At 34.5% G+C, this 15,556-nt stretch carries 15 protein-coding genes; 13 read left to right on the forward strand and 2 right to left on the reverse strand.

Going from position 1 to position 15,556, the window contains the following annotated elements; genetic code table 11:
* Nucleotides 1-359: 359 nt before the first annotated feature.
* Both tagU and GPDM_RS02840 read right to left on the reverse strand, forming a co-directional pair.
* Nucleotides 360-1,283, reverse strand: coding sequence for a polyisoprenyl-teichoic acid--peptidoglycan teichoic acid transferase TagU (tagU, locus tag GPDM_RS02835; protein ID WP_008428770.1), 924 nt, complete (start codon nt 1,281-1,283; stop codon nt 360-362).
* A 15-nt stretch (nt 1,284-1,298) separates the two neighbouring features.
* The gene (locus GPDM_RS02840; RefSeq protein ID WP_008428773.1) at nt 1,299-2,084 is read right to left on the reverse strand and encodes an SGNH/GDSL hydrolase family protein; all 786 of its coding nucleotides are present in this window, start codon (nt 2,082-2,084) and stop codon (nt 1,299-1,301) included.
* Nucleotides 2,085-2,266: 182 nt separating this feature from the next.
* On the opposite strand from GPDM_RS02840, the gene GPDM_RS02845 reads away from it, so the two are divergent.
* The 13 genes from GPDM_RS02845 to GPDM_RS02905 all read left to right on the forward strand — a co-directional run bounded on the left by GPDM_RS02845 (nt 2,267) and on the right by GPDM_RS02905 (nt 15,529).
* Nucleotides 2,267-2,989 carry a YveK family protein gene (locus tag GPDM_RS02845; RefSeq protein ID WP_008428775.1) on the forward strand — a complete coding sequence of 241 codons (723 nt, stop codon included), beginning with the start codon at nt 2,267-2,269 and terminating at the stop codon, nt 2,987-2,989.
* Nucleotides 2,990-2,993: 4 nt separating this feature from the next.
* Nucleotides 2,994-3,695: a CpsD/CapB family tyrosine-protein kinase gene (locus GPDM_RS02850; RefSeq protein ID WP_008428778.1), complete on the forward strand. Its 702-nt coding sequence runs from the start codon at nt 2,994-2,996 to the stop codon at nt 3,693-3,695.
* A gap of 51 nt (nt 3,696-3,746) precedes the next feature.
* Nucleotides 3,747-4,514, forward strand: coding sequence for a tyrosine-protein phosphatase (locus GPDM_RS02855; protein WP_008428780.1), 768 nt, complete (start codon nt 3,747-3,749; stop codon nt 4,512-4,514).
* 126 nt (nt 4,515-4,640) lie between these two features.
* The gene (locus GPDM_RS02860; protein WP_008428782.1) at nt 4,641-6,476 is read left to right on the forward strand and encodes a polysaccharide biosynthesis protein; all 1,836 of its coding nucleotides are present in this window, start codon (nt 4,641-4,643) and stop codon (nt 6,474-6,476) included.
* 58 nt (nt 6,477-6,534) lie between these two features.
* The gene (locus GPDM_RS02865; protein ID WP_008428784.1) at nt 6,535-7,746 is read left to right on the forward strand and encodes a DegT/DnrJ/EryC1/StrS family aminotransferase; all 1,212 of its coding nucleotides are present in this window, start codon (nt 6,535-6,537) and stop codon (nt 7,744-7,746) included.
* 27 nt (nt 7,747-7,773) lie between these two features.
* Nucleotides 7,774-8,472: a formyltransferase family protein gene (locus GPDM_RS02870; protein ID WP_008428786.1), complete on the forward strand. Its 699-nt coding sequence runs from the start codon at nt 7,774-7,776 to the stop codon at nt 8,470-8,472.
* 11 nt (nt 8,473-8,483) lie between these two features.
* Nucleotides 8,484-9,674 carry an ATP-grasp domain-containing protein gene (locus GPDM_RS02875; protein ID WP_008428787.1) on the forward strand — a complete coding sequence of 397 codons (1,191 nt, stop codon included), beginning with the start codon at nt 8,484-8,486 and terminating at the stop codon, nt 9,672-9,674.
* A gap of 28 nt (nt 9,675-9,702) precedes the next feature.
* On the forward strand, nt 9,703-10,308 hold the full coding sequence (locus GPDM_RS02880) for a sugar transferase (protein WP_008428788.1): 606 nt from the start codon (nt 9,703-9,705) through the stop codon (nt 10,306-10,308).
* Nucleotides 10,308-11,429 carry a glycosyltransferase family 4 protein gene (locus GPDM_RS02885; protein WP_008428791.1) on the forward strand — a complete coding sequence of 374 codons (1,122 nt, stop codon included), beginning with the start codon at nt 10,308-10,310 and terminating at the stop codon, nt 11,427-11,429. The genes GPDM_RS02880 and GPDM_RS02885 overlap by 1 nt, the downstream gene beginning before the upstream one ends.
* A 42-nt stretch (nt 11,430-11,471) precedes the next feature.
* Nucleotides 11,472-12,533, forward strand: a complete 1,062-nt coding sequence (locus GPDM_RS02890; protein WP_008428793.1) for a glycosyltransferase — start codon at nt 11,472-11,474, stop codon at nt 12,531-12,533.
* A complete protein-coding gene (locus tag GPDM_RS02895; protein ID WP_008428794.1) occupies nt 12,534-13,907 on the forward strand; it encodes an O-antigen ligase family protein in 1,374 nt (457 codons plus the stop codon).
* Nucleotides 13,861-14,322 carry a serine O-acetyltransferase gene (locus tag GPDM_RS16925; protein ID WP_008428796.1) on the forward strand — a complete coding sequence of 154 codons (462 nt, stop codon included), beginning with the start codon at nt 13,861-13,863 and terminating at the stop codon, nt 14,320-14,322. The genes GPDM_RS02895 and GPDM_RS16925 overlap by 47 nt, the downstream gene beginning before the upstream one ends.
* Nucleotides 14,323-14,344: 22 nt before the next feature.
* Entirely contained in the window at nt 14,345-15,529 is a 1,185-nt protein-coding gene (locus GPDM_RS02905) for a glycosyltransferase (protein WP_008428798.1), read from the forward strand.
* The last annotated feature ends 27 nt before the right edge of the window (nt 15,530-15,556 follow it).

Here is a 15,556-nt window from a genome sequence, read left to right on the forward strand (position 1 = left end):
GTTGAACTATCCACTCGAAATTTTAAGCACTCTACATATCCAAACCCCAAGCTGAGGAGCGCCAAGGGCTAGGCGAAGCAATGAGACGAGTGCTTTTCTCGGCTCAGTGCGAAAGCCACGCCCAAAGCGAGCGAAGCGCCTCCAGAATCCCGCAATTACTACTCACAAAAAGAATAAGCTTGCTAACTATCTAGCCCCCTAAAAAAGCTGAGGAGCGCCAAGGGCTAGGCGAAGCAATGAGACGAGTGTTCTTCTCGGCTCAGTGCGAAAGCCACGCCCAAAGCGAGCGAAGCGACTCTAGAACCCACAAATCCTAAACAAACAAAAAAGCACAACCCTCACAGGCTGTGCTCTCCATCTTACATATTCAAATGCGTCTTCAACGTCGACTGGATCTCCGCTAACTCCGCATCATTCATCATATAATACCAAATCCCGTTAATCGTCTCTCCGGTACCATCTTCAACCATCAACTGATCAACCGTACCAATCGCATCACGGTAATTCGACTGCACATCCATCATTTCATCAAACGTCATATTCGTCCGCACATTATCACCAAGTGCGTTGAAAATATCTTTATAATTCAACAAACTATTAACCGATGCACCTTTTTTCATAATCCCTTGAATCACTTGCTTCTGACGATTTTGACGACCAAAGTCACCTTCAGGATCTTGCTTACGCATACGTACATACGCTAACGCTTCTTCGCCGTCTAACTCGATCTTACCTTCTTTAAACTCATCAAATGCTAACGAGTTGTTCACTTCAACACCACCAACAGCATCAACAATATCTTGGAAGCCTTCCATGTTCACTTGCAACACATAGTCAATCGGAATATCTAACAAGTTCTCAACCGTTGCCATCGACATTTCAATGCCGCCAAATGCATATGCATGGTTAATCTTATCAGTCGTACCGCGTCCAACAATCTCCGTATACGTATCACGAGGAATCGATACCATCTTAGTCGACTCATCAGCCGGATTAACCGTCATCACAACCATTGTATCTGAACGTCCTCGATCGTCTTCACGCTCATCCACACCAAGCAACAATACTGAAAACGGATCTTTTTCATTTAACACAACTTCTTGATCAATCGTCCGTTTCTCTGATACTTCACGTTCAATCGGTTCGTGAATTTCGTCTAATGTATTCGTAAAGCTATTATAAATCGTAAATAGATAAATCCCGAGACCGACAACGATGACTCCGAGTATTCCAAGAATCCAAGGCCATTTCTTCTTTTTAAATTTCTTGTCTTTTCTGCCCATTAGAGGATTCTCCTTTTAGTTAGCGATAAAATACGCTTCTAGTTCTTCTGCCCATAATTCTGCGCCTTTGCTGTTTGGAAGACCATCTTCCGTTAAGTGATCTTTTAAGACCTCATTGTCTGTATCTGGCCAAGAGCTCCAGTGATTAATATAAGCATAATCATACAGTTGTGCAAATTCTTTTAAAGCAGCAATTTGAGCTAAATAATAACCAGCACCAAATATCGGTTGAGAAGGGTGAAGAACCACTAGGGCATCTTCTACTTCCTCAGTCAATCTAGCTTCAAACTCGTTAATATGCTCCCGTTCTACTTCAATAGTAACACGATCATTATTCATCAAAGTCATTGGCTCAAGAAGGACTAAGTCATAACCTGAAGAAAGATCCACATCAAGCAAAGATTCAGAAGTACCTTCTATAGGAAGAATGTCTACTTCGATAAAGTCCGCATACGCTTCTTCTAATGAAGCTTCTAAACGTTCTGCGTACCCAGGATCACCTGATTCTAACGCTGCAGAACCTGCAATTAGCATTTTTAAACTCTTACCATTTTCATTTCGCTCGATGAACAAGTCTTGGACTTTCGGATCCATATTCGAGATAAGATTATCGATGTTCACACTTTTGTCACTTTTTACCTCTTTTGGTTTATCCTTTTTCTGATCCTCACTCTTAGCGCTTACAGCTTCCGGTGGAGCTAACACATTTTCGAGCTTGTCTTGCCACGTTAAATAGCTAAAAACTAGGGCAATAACACAAATAATAACAGCAACGACAGCTCCAATTTTATACAAATTCATCAACTTACCCCTTTCAAAAATCACCTATACTTACAAATAAAGATAGCATAAATCATTCTAATAGCCTACTAAACTTTTCAAATTTGGAAGTTCTTTTGACTCTCTCCTATGCTATACTAATTTAAGTTGTTTATGGATCAAAAAATGATAAGAATATGAAATAAAAGGAGATAATTATTAAAATGGAAGAAACCATCAGTTTACAAGACCTTTTTAAGACCCTGAAAAAACGGGCTGGATTAATCGCACTTATGACGATTTTAGCTATTACCATTGCAGGCGTAGTATCATTCTTAGTTCTAACGCCAATGTATCAGACTTCCACACAAATCTTGGTAAACCAAGAACAATCGGAAGCTGCCCAATTAACAAACCAAAACATTCAAACCGATCTTCAATTGATCAATACATATTCAGTTATTATTAAAAGCCCAGCGATATTAGATGAAGTAGCTAGCCAACTGGACCTTGATATGTCTGTAGAACAACTGAACAGCAAAATTACCGTTGCGACTGCTCAAAATTCTCAAGTAGTGGATATTACGGTACAAGATGAAAACCCAGCACAAGCAGTAGACATTGCTAACACAACTGCGAAAGTATTTGAAGGCGAGATTCAAAACTTGATGAATGTCGATAACGTATCGATTTTGTCTCCGGCTGTATTAAAAGATAATCCATCACCGTTTGCACCAAATCCCAAGTTGAATATGGCTATAGCGGCTGTAATTGGGATGATGCTTGGAGTCGGAATCGCATTCCTACTTGAATACTTAGATACAACGATTAAAGACCAACAAGATATTGAAGAAATTTTAGACATTCCGTTACTCGGTGTTATTTCTCCGATTAAAGAAGAAGCAAAATTAGAACAAACTACATCATCGAAGAGAAGGGCGGGATAACGCAATGGCTAGAAAGAAAAAAGTCTTGCAGGAAACTGCACGTAAACTCATTGCATTTACAACACCTCGTTCAGTAGTAACTGAGCAATTTCGCACATTGCGCACGAATATCAATTTTTCATCACCAGATTCTGAAATCCGTACAATGGTTGTTACGTCAGCTGCACCTTCAGAAGGGAAGTCAACAACGGCAGCAAACTTAGCTGTTGTATTTGCACAAGAAGGTAAGAAGGTATTATTAATTGATGGTGATATGCGTAAACCGACTACGCATTATACATTCCGTATGGGGAACACGATTGGTTTATCAAGTGTTTTGACGCGCCAAAGTTCAATTCAAGAAGTTATTCGTGCAACAGCGGTAGAACGTTTAGACTTAATGACGTGTGGTCCAATTCCACCAAATCCGGCAGAATTACTGGCTTCTAAATCGATGGACACATTGATTGCTCAGCTTAAAAATACGTATGACCTAATCATTTTTGACGCCCCGCCTGTTTTATCTGTAACGGATGGACAGATTTTGGCGAACAAATGCGAAGGGACGATTCTTGTTGTCAGCTCTGGAAATACGGAAAAAGACAAAGCTTTAAAAGCAAAAGAAGCAATCGAATCTTCCAATAGTCGCTTAATCGGTGCGGTATTGAATAATTTTGAGTTGCCAAAAGATAGCTACTACTATCAATATTACGGAAACGCAGAGTAAAAAGGGCACGCCCTTTTTACTTTTTTTCAAGCACCAAAGGAGGACGAAACGATGATCGACACACATGCTCATATTTTGCCTGGACTTGACGATGGTGCAGAAACAATGGAGCAAACAAAACGCCTATTAGAAAAAGCAATAGAGGAACAATTAACGGGAATTATTGCCACTCCACATGCTTTTCATCCAAACTTTCAAACGAATCTTGCGGCATTAAATAGACAGTTAGAACTTGTAAATAGCTATATCGCAGAAGAGCAGCTTCCGCTTACGATCTACAGCGGACAAGAATGCCGTCTAAGTGAGAAATTGCCAGGAAAACTAGCTGCACAAGAAGCCTTAACATTAGCGGGTTCGCGCTATGTGCTTTTAGAATTGCCTTCATCAGGTATTCCCGCGTATACCGTACCAATTATTCAGCAATTAATTACGAAAAACTATGTACCAATCATTGCCCACGCAGAACGCAACCAAGGCATTATCGAAAAACCAGAACGCTTGAAAAAACTTTTGCTTCACGGCGCGATGGCACAAGTCACTGCAGGGTCAATTTCAGGTCACTTTGGCAAATCGATTCAGCGTACGGCCATGAACTTAATTGATGCAAACTTAATTCATGTTTATGGTTCAGATGTCCATAGTATAGACAAACGTCCATTCCTGTTTAACAAAGGACTCGATTACTTAGAGAAAAAGAACCGACACGACATGGTCGACATCTTCCTTGAAAACAACGAGCGCATTATACTGGATGAACATTTCCACGTATTAGAGCCAGAAGACATCCCCAAGGGAAAATGGTGGAATATTTTTACTTGATTAATAATAAAAAAGTATTATTTTGTTTAAAAAATCCTTTCATTTCCAGTTAGTAGTATGTTAGAATGAGGGAAGATTTTTGCCCAGTTAAGTCAAAAGTACTGGATAACGAAAGGACTGACCCTCTTGTCATTAAAAAACCGCGTTTCATTATTACTAGCTGTCGATTCACTCATCGTATTCTTCTCTATTTTTGTCGGCTATTATGTGCTCTACCCGTATAACGATGTGATGCAGAACCAGTTTCTCCTAGCAAGTGCGCTAACTATTTTTATCGCACACCATGCGCTAGCAATGTACTACGGCTTGTACCGTAAAGTTTGGGAGTATGCCTCAATCGGTGAATTAACGTCGATTTTTAAAGCAGTTACTTGGTCGATCGTTGTCATTGGTATCGTGCAATACGCTTATAGAGGCGATGTATTGTTCCGCGCATTAATCATTACGTGGATGCTTCACCTTCTATTAATCGGTGGCTCGCGTCTGTCATGGCGCATGTTACGAGATAAAAGAAATAGCCACAAGGATTCTGAACTAAAACGCACGCTCATCATTGGTGCAGGTAAAGCCGGCAGCCTCGTAGCGCGTCAATTGTTATCAAATCCTGAAAATGGCTTATTACCAGTATTATATGTAGACGATGACAAAAACAAACAAGGCCTCGATATTTACGGCGTTCGAGTTGTCCATGGCAGCACACAAGATGTGGCTACTATCGCTAAAGACAATCGGATCGACACAATCATCATTGCCATCCCCTCACTCGGCAAGCAAGAAACGGCTGAGCTCATCAAAACTTGTATGGACTCTGGCATCCGGACGCAGACCATTCCACTTATCGAAGACATTATGACCGGTAAAGTATCGGTAACAGACATTCAAGATGTCAAAATTGAAGATTTGTTAGGTCGCGACGAAGTCAAACTCGATATGAATAAGATTGCCAATCAGTTGACGAGTAAAACAATTCTCGTAACAGGAGCTGGTGGATCAATCGGTTCAGAAATCGCACGTCAAATCGCACGCTTTGGTCCAAAAAAACTCTTACTTTTAGGACATGGTGAAAACTCGATTTACTTGATCGATATGGAGCTACGTCAAAAAATCGCACCAGACACTGAAATCATTCCAATTATCGCCGATGTACAAGACCGTGAGCGAATGATGGATATTATGAATACATATAAACCCGATGTTGTTTACCATGCAGCGGCGCATAAACATGTACCCCTTATGGAAAGCAATCCAATGGAAGCTGTTAAAAACAATGTATATGGAACGAAAAACGTTGCAGAAGCAGCACATATGAACGGTGTAGGCAACTTTGTTATGGTATCTACTGATAAAGCAGTAAACCCGCCGAACGTAATGGGGGCAACAAAACGATTTGCTGAAATGATTGTTCAAAACTTAGCAAAACGAAGTGACACTAAATTCGCTGCAGTACGCTTTGGGAATGTACTAGGATCACGTGGTTCGGTAATCCCTCTATTTAAAAAACAAATCGCTGCAGGTGGTCCGATTACAGTAACAGACCCGCGCATGACTCGTTATTTCATGACCATTCCAGAAGCTTCGCGTTTAGTTATTCAAGCTGGAACATTAGCTGAAGGTGGGGAAGTGTTTGTCTTGGATATGGGTGAACCTGTTAAAATTGTTGATTTGGCACAGAACTTGATTCGACTTTCTGGGTACGCTGAAGGGGAAATTGGTATTAACTTCTCTGGTATTCGTCCAGGTGAAAAGTTGTTTGAAGAATTGCTTAATGATAACGAAATTCAGACAGATCAAGTATTCCCTAAGATTTATATTGGAAAGGCGAATCCAGTTAGTGAGGGTGAGTTAACTTATCTTTTAAAGAAGTTGCCTGAAATGCCGAATGAAGAAGTCAAAGAAGTTTTGATCAGGTTGGCTAATCGGAAGAATGTAGATGTAGAAAATATGCGAGTAGAGAGTATTTGAGCTGAAAGGTTATAGAAGCGTTTAATGAAAATCGAATATATAAAGTGAGGTTATTTCAATGAAAACAGATCAAATAAGAAATATTCCATTCTCTCCTCCTGATATTACAGATGAAGAAATTGCAGAAGTTGTAGATACATTAAAATCAGGATGGATTACTACTGGACCAAAAACTAAAGAATTTGAAAGAAGATTGGCAAACTATATTGGTACTACAAAAGTGGCTTGTTTAAACTCTGCAACAGCAGCTATGGAAATGACTTTACGTATGTTAGGGGTTGGAGAAGGTGATGAGGTAATCACAACTGCATATACTTACACCGCTACGGCTTCTGTTATTCATCATGTCGGCGCTAAAATAATATTAGTAGATGTAGCACCTGATTCGTACGAAATGGATTATATTAAAATGGGAAAAGTTATTACTGAGAGAACTAAGGCTATTATTGCTGTGGATATTGCTGGGGTTATGTGTGATTATAATATGATTTATAAAGTCATAGATAATAAAAAAGAGATTTTTAAAGCTAATAACCCAGTTCAAGAATTAATTGGACGGCCAGTTGTAATTGCTGACTCTGCACACGGGTTTGGAGCATCAAGGAATGGACGAAATAGTGGTCAAGCGGCGGACTTCACTTGTTTTTCCTTCCATGCAGTGAAAAACTTAACTACTGCTGAGGGAGGTGCTGTTACATGGAGAAGCGATCTTGGCTTAGATACTGAATATGTTTATAAGCAATATATGCTACTTTCACTCCATGGACAATCGAAAGATGCTTTGGCTAAAACTCAGAAGGGTTCATGGGAATATGATGTGCTTTTACCTGCTTTCAAATGTAATATGACTGATATTATGGCTAGTATTGGTCTTAAGCAACTAAACAGGTATGAAGAGCTGAAAATCAAAAGACGTGAGCTTATCGAAATGTATGAACATGGACTTAAAAACACAGGGCTAGAAACTCTTTCGCATTTCTGTTCAGAATACATCTCTTCCGGTCATTTATATTTAGTAAGAATTCCGGGTATTAATGCGATGAAAAGAAATGAAATTATGACTGAAATGGCTGAAATGGGTATCTCTTGTAATGTACATTACAAACCATTACCGATGTTGACGGCGTACAAAAATCTTGGATTTGATATTAAAGATTTTCCGAATTCTTTAAGTATGTACGAAAATGAAATCACACTACCGTTGCATACTTTATTAAATGAGAAGGATATAAACTATATAATTGATTGTTTTAAAAAAGCCATATTGTAAATAAAACAGAATAAATGAGGTGAAATAGTGAAAAAGATAGCAATACTTGGCTCTGCCAACGCTTTAAAACCTAAAATAATTCTTGAAACATTGCTTAATATGAATATTTTTCAAAAGACTCAATTAGTTTTATTTACTGAAAAAGATGAAGGAGTATGTTATGAATACTCTAAAAATATGGGAATTGAAATAGTTATATTTACTAATAAAAAATTAAATGATGAAGATAGTTTAACTATTGCTCAAAATCATAAAGTTGATTTACTAATTAGTTGTGGCTGGCCACATAAAATTCCTTTAGAATTTCTCAATCTATTTAAATATCCTTCAATTAATTGTCATGGTTCTATTCTGCCGGATTATAGAGGAAGCAGAGCATATATGCATTATTGGGCTAATTGTGAGAGCTTTTATGGTGCTACCATTCATTTTATGAATGAGAAGTTTGATGATGGTAATATCATTGTTCAAGGTAGACACCAACTATTTTTAGAAGAAACACCCTCTGTGATACATAGAAGAACTGCAGAATTATGTGCTCATTTGATACCTACAGCTATATTTCTAATTGAAAATGGATATCAAGGTAAACAAATAAATGGTCTTAAGAGATATTTTAAGAAATTATCTCCTGAAGAATTCAGAAATTATAGAAGAATAAATGAAAAAGCTCATTCTTCAGATTATCTGATCACACCGCATAAAGTAATTAGCGATGGAAAGTAGGGTTTAGTTTAATGAAAAAAATTTTAGTATTAGGATCAGGATTTTTACAATCTTTTTTAATAAAAAAAGCGAAAGAGTTGGGATACTATGTTCTTACAATAGATAGGAATCCCAATGCAGTGGGGTTCAAATATGCAGATTATTATGATGTTATAGATATTGTAGATCAAGAAGCATGTTTAAAATTCGCACTAGAGCATGATGTAGATGGGGTAGTTACTGCAGCTACTGATTACGGTGTGCTTTCTGCTGCTTATATTGCACAAGAAATGAATCTCCCAGGAATTAATTACGAAGTAGCAAAATTAATAAAAAATAAATACGAGGTTAGACGGGTTCTCAATAAATATAAAATCGATGATGTAAAACAGTTTTTCGAAATCTCTAATACTACTGATTTATACAAAATAAGTGCTGAAATAAGGTTTCCAGTTATGGTTAAGCCTTGTGATGGGTCGGGTAGTAAAGCGGCAAAAAGAGTAGATACGATATTGGATCTAAAAAAAGCATGTACAGATGCAATAAGTTCATCATTAATTGGCAAGGCATTAATAGAAGATTTTATTAGCGGTAAAGAGTATGGTATAGAAACTTTTATATATAATAAGGAAGTATATATATTGGGAATTTTAGATAAATATATGACTGAACCTCCAATTTATGCAGAATTAGGTCATTCTATGCCTAGCCAACTTAATAGTAAGCAAAAAGTTGAAGATGTTGTAAAAAAAGCAATTGAGGTTTTAGGGATAGATTGTGGAGCAGTAAATATGGATGTATTAATAACTGAAGATAATCATGTTTGTATAGTTGATATAGGAGTTCGTATGGGTGGTAATTTAATTGGCTCTCATATTATTCCAAAAGCTAGAGAGTTTGACTATATAGGGAACTTAATTCACTCATCCGTAGGTAATCCGGTGGATATGAAAATGAAGGCAACAAAAGTAGTTGTTACAAGATTGCTAGCATTGAAACCAGGTCTAGTTTTAAGTTTACCAAGTTTTAATAAAATAGAAGAAAGGGAGAAAGTTAAAATATACCATAATTTAGAAGAAGGAAGCGTTATAAAAGAGTATAGAAATAATTTAGACGGACACGGTTACATAGTAGCAGAAGGTGATGACCTAGAAGAAGTTAAAAATCGTTGTGATAGTGTTAAGAGAATTATTGATTTGAATATCGAGAGGGTTATTTCTTAATAAAATACTAGTTTGTGAGGAGAAATTAATGTATCAGATATTTACAAAAAGATTTATTGATGTTGCTTTCAGTATATTAGTACTGCCACTTTTTTTGTTTTTATATATTATTTTTGGGTTATTAATAAAACTAGATGATAAAGGTCGTATTCTATACCAAGCTGATCGGATAGGGAAAAATAAAAAGCTATTCAAGATGTATAAATTTCGTTCAATGAAAGAAAATGCTCCTGTCTTATTTAATGACGATGGAAGTACATATAATGATAGAAACGATAATAGAGTTACTAAAGTAGGGAAATTCATGAGAGAAACAAGTATTGATGAAATACCTCAAATATTAAATGTATTAAAAGGGGATATGAGCCTCATTGGCCCTAGAGCTAGCTTATCAGAAGTTATCGAGACCTTTAAGCATGACGAATTAGATAAAATGAAAGTAAAGCCAGGAATTACAGGTTTTACACAGGCTTATTACAGAAATGGACTTTCAAACAGAGAAAAAAGATTAAAAGATGCATGGTATGCAAATAATATGAATTTCTGGTTAGATATTAAGATATTTTTTAAAACAATTAGAACTGTTTTGCTCAAGGATGGTTTATATACAAATTCAAGTACGAGGTCTAAATAATGAAAAAAATTTTATTTGTAAGTAATATTAGTAACAAAATTACCAATTTTTCTATTCCTTCAATTGAAGCTGCTAAAGCACAGGGGTATGATTTCCATATGGCAGCAAATTATTCAGGATATCAAGAGTCGAGTTCATCATATCAAGTAACTTTGCATCATATAGATATGATTAGAAATCCACTGAATTTAAAGAATATAAAAGCTTTTAAGCAAATGAATGACTTAATTAAAACTGAAAAATTTGATGTAATACACTGCAATACACCCTTAGGTGGCATTTTGGGTCGAATATGTGGAAGAAAAGCGAATGTGTCAAAAATAATATATACTGCTCACGGATTTCATTTTTATAAAGGCGCGCCTTTAATCAATCGTATATTGTATAGGAATATTGAAAAATGGCTAGCCCATCATACTGATTCAATAATTACTATTAATGAAGAAGATTACTTTGCAGCAAAAAAATTTAAACTGAAAAATGAAGGAAGTGTTTATTCTATACCAGGTGTAGGAATAAATACAAATGAATATCAAGATATTACAATTGATAAAGATAAATTAAGAAAGTCACTCGGACTCGAGAAAGACAATGTTATTTTAATATCGATGGGAGACTTGATAAAGAGAAAAAACTATACTTTATCAATTGAAGCTCTTGCTATGACCAAAAATTCTAATGTGTATTATTTAATCTGCGGTCAAGGACCGGAATTAGAAAATTTAAAAAAACTGGCTAAAGAAAAAGGCGTGGAACAACAAGTTCGATTTCTTGGACACAGATCAGATATTAAAGAATTACTTACTATTTCGGATATCTTCTTATTTACTACGTTACAAGAAGGGTTGCCTAGATCTATGATGGAAGCAATGGCATCAGGCTTACCTTGTATAGCATCGAAAATAAGAGGTAATACTGATTTAATAGAAAGTGGTAATGGAGGATTTTTAGTTAACTTAAATGATACTCATGGTTTTACAAATGCTATAGAAGTTCTTTCAAAAGATAGATTGAAACGCGAAATTATGGGAAAGAAAAATTTGGAGAAAATTAGGGAATATGATGTGGAAAATATCAAAGCTCTGATGCTAGATATATATATAAAAGAACTACCCCAATAAAGTAACTGAGTTATTTAAAAGTTGAGTGAACGGAGAGAAAAAATGGCTAAAATTAGAGTCTTACATGTATTGCAAAGTAGTCAGTTCTCTGGGGCTGAAAATGTTGCATGTAAGATTATCGAAATGTTTAAAGAAAATAAAAATATTGAAATGGCTTATTGTAGTAGAGAAGGGTCTATATCGAACATTTTGAACAAAAAAAACATATTATATTTCCCCATGAAAAAATTAACTTTTATAGAGCTAAATAAAGTAATACGCAATTTTAAACCTGACATTATTCACGCTCATGATGCGAATGCTAGTGTAATAAGTACTTTCGCAACTCGGAAGGTTCCTATTGTAAGTCATTTGCACAGTAATCCACCATGGATGAAAAGAATTAATATAAAATCGTTAATGTATGCTACAAGTACATTCTTTTTTAGTAATATATTAACTGTATCTTCAGCAATATCTAATGAATTTTTCTTTAAGGATATAATTGATAAGAAATCTAAAGTTATCAATAATCCTGTTGATTTAAAACACATTATTTCAAGTGCGAATTCGACAGAAAAACAAAATGGAATTTATGATATAGCATATTTAGGTAGGTTAGCACAACCTAAAAATCCTTTGAAATTTATTAAATTAATCCGAGACATAAAATTAGTTGTTCCCGAAATTTCGGTCGTAATGATTGGGGATGGGGTTTTAAGAGAAGAGTGTGAAGATCTCATAAAAGAATTTTCTTTAACTACTAATATAAAACTTGAAGGATTTATAGAGAATCCTTATAAAATATTGAGTAATTCGAAAATTTTATGTATGACATCCAAATGGGAAGGCTACGGTTTAGCAGCAATTGAAGCATTAGCTTTAGGTCTTCCAGTACTGTGTCCAAATGTAGGGGGATTGCCTAATATTGTAAATGAAAGTTGTGGTAAAATATGTAATAACGATATTGATTATATTAAAGAAATAGAAAAATTGCTGGTTAATAATGATTATCTTCTAGAAAAGTCTAATGGGGCTTTAATAAGGTCTAGGTTTCTAGATAATTATGATTATTATAAAGAGAGTATGCTCCGGATGTATTGTGAAATGGTTGGAGAGGGTTAAATGACGATAAATGGAATTAGGCATAGGTATGAAAAGAGAAAAATTGATAAAATCGAACTTTTTATGATTTTTATTTTGAATTTTATCTTTTTGTTTCATGAAATGATGAATAATCTAATAATATTTTCATTTGGAATAACATGGTTTTTTTGGTTTTTGATAAGAAATAAAAGAAAATACACGTATATACAAATTTTTTCTTTTCTACTATGTATATACGTGCCGTCTTCTTTTGTGTCGATTCTCGGTACAAGCTACTCGAGTCTGCCAATAACTTGGTTTAACTTAATTCTATTTTGTATTGTTATTATTATTTTAACCAAAGGATTCAAACCAAACTTTTATTTTTATTCTATTATAATATTTTTCCTTTTTGGATTTTCTACTTTATTTCAAAGTATAGATGTTACTGATACTTTGAAACAGCTTTTTACTATTATATTATTTTTAACTTCTTTTTTTATCGGAGACAACTTAATACGTTTTTCAGATGATCACTTCCTTTTAAAACTGAAAAGATACTATATAATAAGTGTTGTTTCTTTCTCTACAGTGGTATTTATACAAAGAGGCGTTTATGAAGTTTTTTCTTTGTCTTTAGGTAATCTAGAGGTTATCGGCCAAAGTAGAATAGTAAGTGCGGGAACAATGGGGGATTATAGTTTTGCGACTTTATATATAGCCACAGGCTTAATGATAATTCTATTAGACTATTTTAATGGTAAGAAAGTCGGTTTTCTATCATTTATCTTTTTAGAAGTCTATTTAATTTTATCTATATTAGCAGTAAATTCAAGAACTGGATTATTTGCTTTTCTTTTAGTAAGTGCAATATATTTACTCCTAAAGTTATTAAAAGGTAATTTAAAGGCCATTTTTATATTAGCAAGTGCACTTTTAGTAATCCCTTCCATCTTCCAGTATATTATTGCGAGTAGAGGAGGACAACCAATATTTGAGGGATCGGGGCGCTTTGACTTAATAATAATATCTTACAAAATATTTGCTGAAAATCCTTTTTTTGGAGTTGGATTAGGCATTGCAAATTGGACTAATATAACAGGCATGGTCCTACCTCATAATATGATTGCGCAGTATCTAGTACAGTTAGGTATATTTGGTTCAATCTTATTCTACTCAAATTTCTTATATCTATTAAAAAGGTATCTTAAGTACAAGAGTGAACTCTTTTGGGTTCTTATAGTGATTTTGATTGGAGCAATGGTAATACCTGATATAGTAAGTTCAAGATTTTTAACAGTGATAGTAATAATTACTATTTTGTCTTCAGATAGTAATAGACAATTAATTAATAGGAGGCAAGACAATGAGGAAAGCCGAAAAAATATTACAGTTAAGCATAAAGTCGTATAATGATAAGAAAATAAAAAAAGCTAAATTTTATAATATGATTCTTAGAACAGTATTTGGTTGTGATATATTATATTCTTCTAAAATAAATGAAACGGTAGAACTCGTTCATAACGGTTTAGGGTGTGTTTTTCATCCTGATGTAAAAATAGAGGAAAATTGCAAAATATATCAAAATGTCACTTTGGGCGGAAACGGTAAAAAGGTAGGAGGTAAAACTATTAATCGTGGAGGACCTATATTGAGAAAAAATGTAGTAGTATTCGCAGGCGCTTGCGTACTAGGACCAATTACTATTGGAGAAAATTCTATAATTGGAGCAAATGCTGTTGTAACTAAAGATGTTCCTCCCAATAGCTTAGCTGTTGGCGTACCAGCTGTCATAAAAACAAAGAACTCTGAATATAATTCCGATTAGTAATTAAAAGAAGGATGATCTTATGAAAAAAAAGTTAGTGCTATTAAATACAGGTTTAAATTATGGTGGTATGGAAAGGGTAGTTTTTATTGCTCAAAAATTATTAGAAAAGAATTTTGAGGTAATATTGGTGACTTTATATGCTAATAACCCTGATTATAAATTGTCCTCGGAATATATCGATTTAAAATGCCCTCCTTTAAAAGGGAAAATTCCGAAAATATTGAACGTTTTTAAACGAACTATAGCTGTAAAAAAAATGAAGAAAATGATTAAACCTGATATAGTAATGTCTTTTGGAACTGCAGCAAATTTCTCTAACGTGGCATCAAAAAATAAAGAAAAAGTTATAGTAGGAATAAGGTCATATGATTGGTTAACTAATTTCTTTGCAAATTATTCAATTGATAAATGGACATATAATAAAGCAGATAAAGTGGTATCTGTAAGTAAGTTGATTAAAAAAGATGCGGACAAAATATTCTGTTTGAAAAACCAAAAAAGTGAATATCTATATAATCCTTACGATATTAATCTTATAATAAAAAAAGCAGATGAACCAATTAAGGATTTTGAAATGAAAAAAAACGGAAAAAATATTATTTCAGTTGGCAGACTAGCTAATCAAAAAGGCTTTAATCATCTTATCAAATCTTTCTCACTTATATTGAAAGATTTTCCAAACTCTAATTTAGTCATAATTGGTAAAGGTGAAAAAGAAGATTTACTGAAAAAATTAATCCGTGAACTTGGAATAGAGTCACATGTGACATTATTAGGTGGTAAAGATAATCCTTATAAATACATGAAAGAAGCAGATTTATACGTTTTATCCTCTGTTTCAGAAGGATTCCCAAATGCGATGGTTGAAGCTATGGCAGTTGGGTTACCAATATTAGCTGTGGATTGTAAGTCAGGCCCAAGAGAAATTTTATCGATTTCTGGTTTACATGAAAATAACCCCAAAAATGAAAATAGTATCGAAAAATGTGATTATGGTTTAATTGCTCCAGAAGTTAGTGGGAATTTGAATTATAGTGCTGACGTAATCGGAGATTCAGAGAGAATATTAGCTGAAGGTATGAAATTATTCTTGGGAAATGCCAGTTTAAGAGAATATTATTCCAGTAAGTCAATAGAAAGAGCCAAAGAATTCACATATGAAAAATTCGAAAATAAACTCACTGAAATTCTAAATAATAATTAAATAAATCGATTTAAATATAGGTGATGT

The sequence above is a fragment of the Planococcus donghaensis MPA1U2 genome (genome assembly GCF_000189395.1).
Taxonomy (GTDB): domain Bacteria; phylum Bacillota; class Bacilli; order Bacillales_A; family Planococcaceae; genus Planococcus; species Planococcus donghaensis_B.

Coding starts and splice junctions, on each gene's coding strand:
- GPDM_RS02855 (WP_008428780.1), top strand. CDS start 3,747: ATGATCGACACACATGCTCATATTTTGCCTGGACTTGACGATGGTGCA.
- GPDM_RS02865 (WP_008428784.1), top strand. CDS start 6,535: ATGAAAACAGATCAAATAAGAAATATTCCATTCTCTCCTCCTGATATT.
- GPDM_RS02875 (WP_008428787.1), top strand. CDS start 8,484: ATGAAAAAAATTTTAGTATTAGGATCAGGATTTTTACAATCTTTTTTA.
- GPDM_RS02885 (WP_008428791.1), top strand. CDS start 10,308: ATGAAAAAAATTTTATTTGTAAGTAATATTAGTAACAAAATTACCAAT.
- GPDM_RS02890 (WP_008428793.1), top strand. CDS start 11,472: ATGGCTAAAATTAGAGTCTTACATGTATTGCAAAGTAGTCAGTTCTCT.
- GPDM_RS02905 (WP_008428798.1), top strand. CDS start 14,345: ATGAAAAAAAAGTTAGTGCTATTAAATACAGGTTTAAATTATGGTGGT.
- GPDM_RS16925 (WP_008428796.1), top strand. CDS start 13,861: ATGAGGAAAGCCGAAAAAATATTACAGTTAAGCATAAAGTCGTATAAT.
- GPDM_RS02880 (WP_008428788.1), top strand. CDS start 9,703: ATGTATCAGATATTTACAAAAAGATTTATTGATGTTGCTTTCAGTATA.
- GPDM_RS02840 (WP_008428773.1), bottom strand. CDS start 2,084: ATGAATTTGTATAAAATTGGAGCTGTCGTTGCTGTTATTATTTGTGTT.
- GPDM_RS02850 (WP_008428778.1), top strand. CDS start 2,994: ATGGCTAGAAAGAAAAAAGTCTTGCAGGAAACTGCACGTAAACTCATT.
- GPDM_RS02845 (WP_008428775.1), top strand. CDS start 2,267: ATGGAAGAAACCATCAGTTTACAAGACCTTTTTAAGACCCTGAAAAAA.
- tagU (WP_008428770.1), bottom strand. CDS start 1,283: ATGGGCAGAAAAGACAAGAAATTTAAAAAGAAGAAATGGCCTTGGATT.
- GPDM_RS02895 (WP_008428794.1), top strand. CDS start 12,534: ATGACGATAAATGGAATTAGGCATAGGTATGAAAAGAGAAAAATTGAT.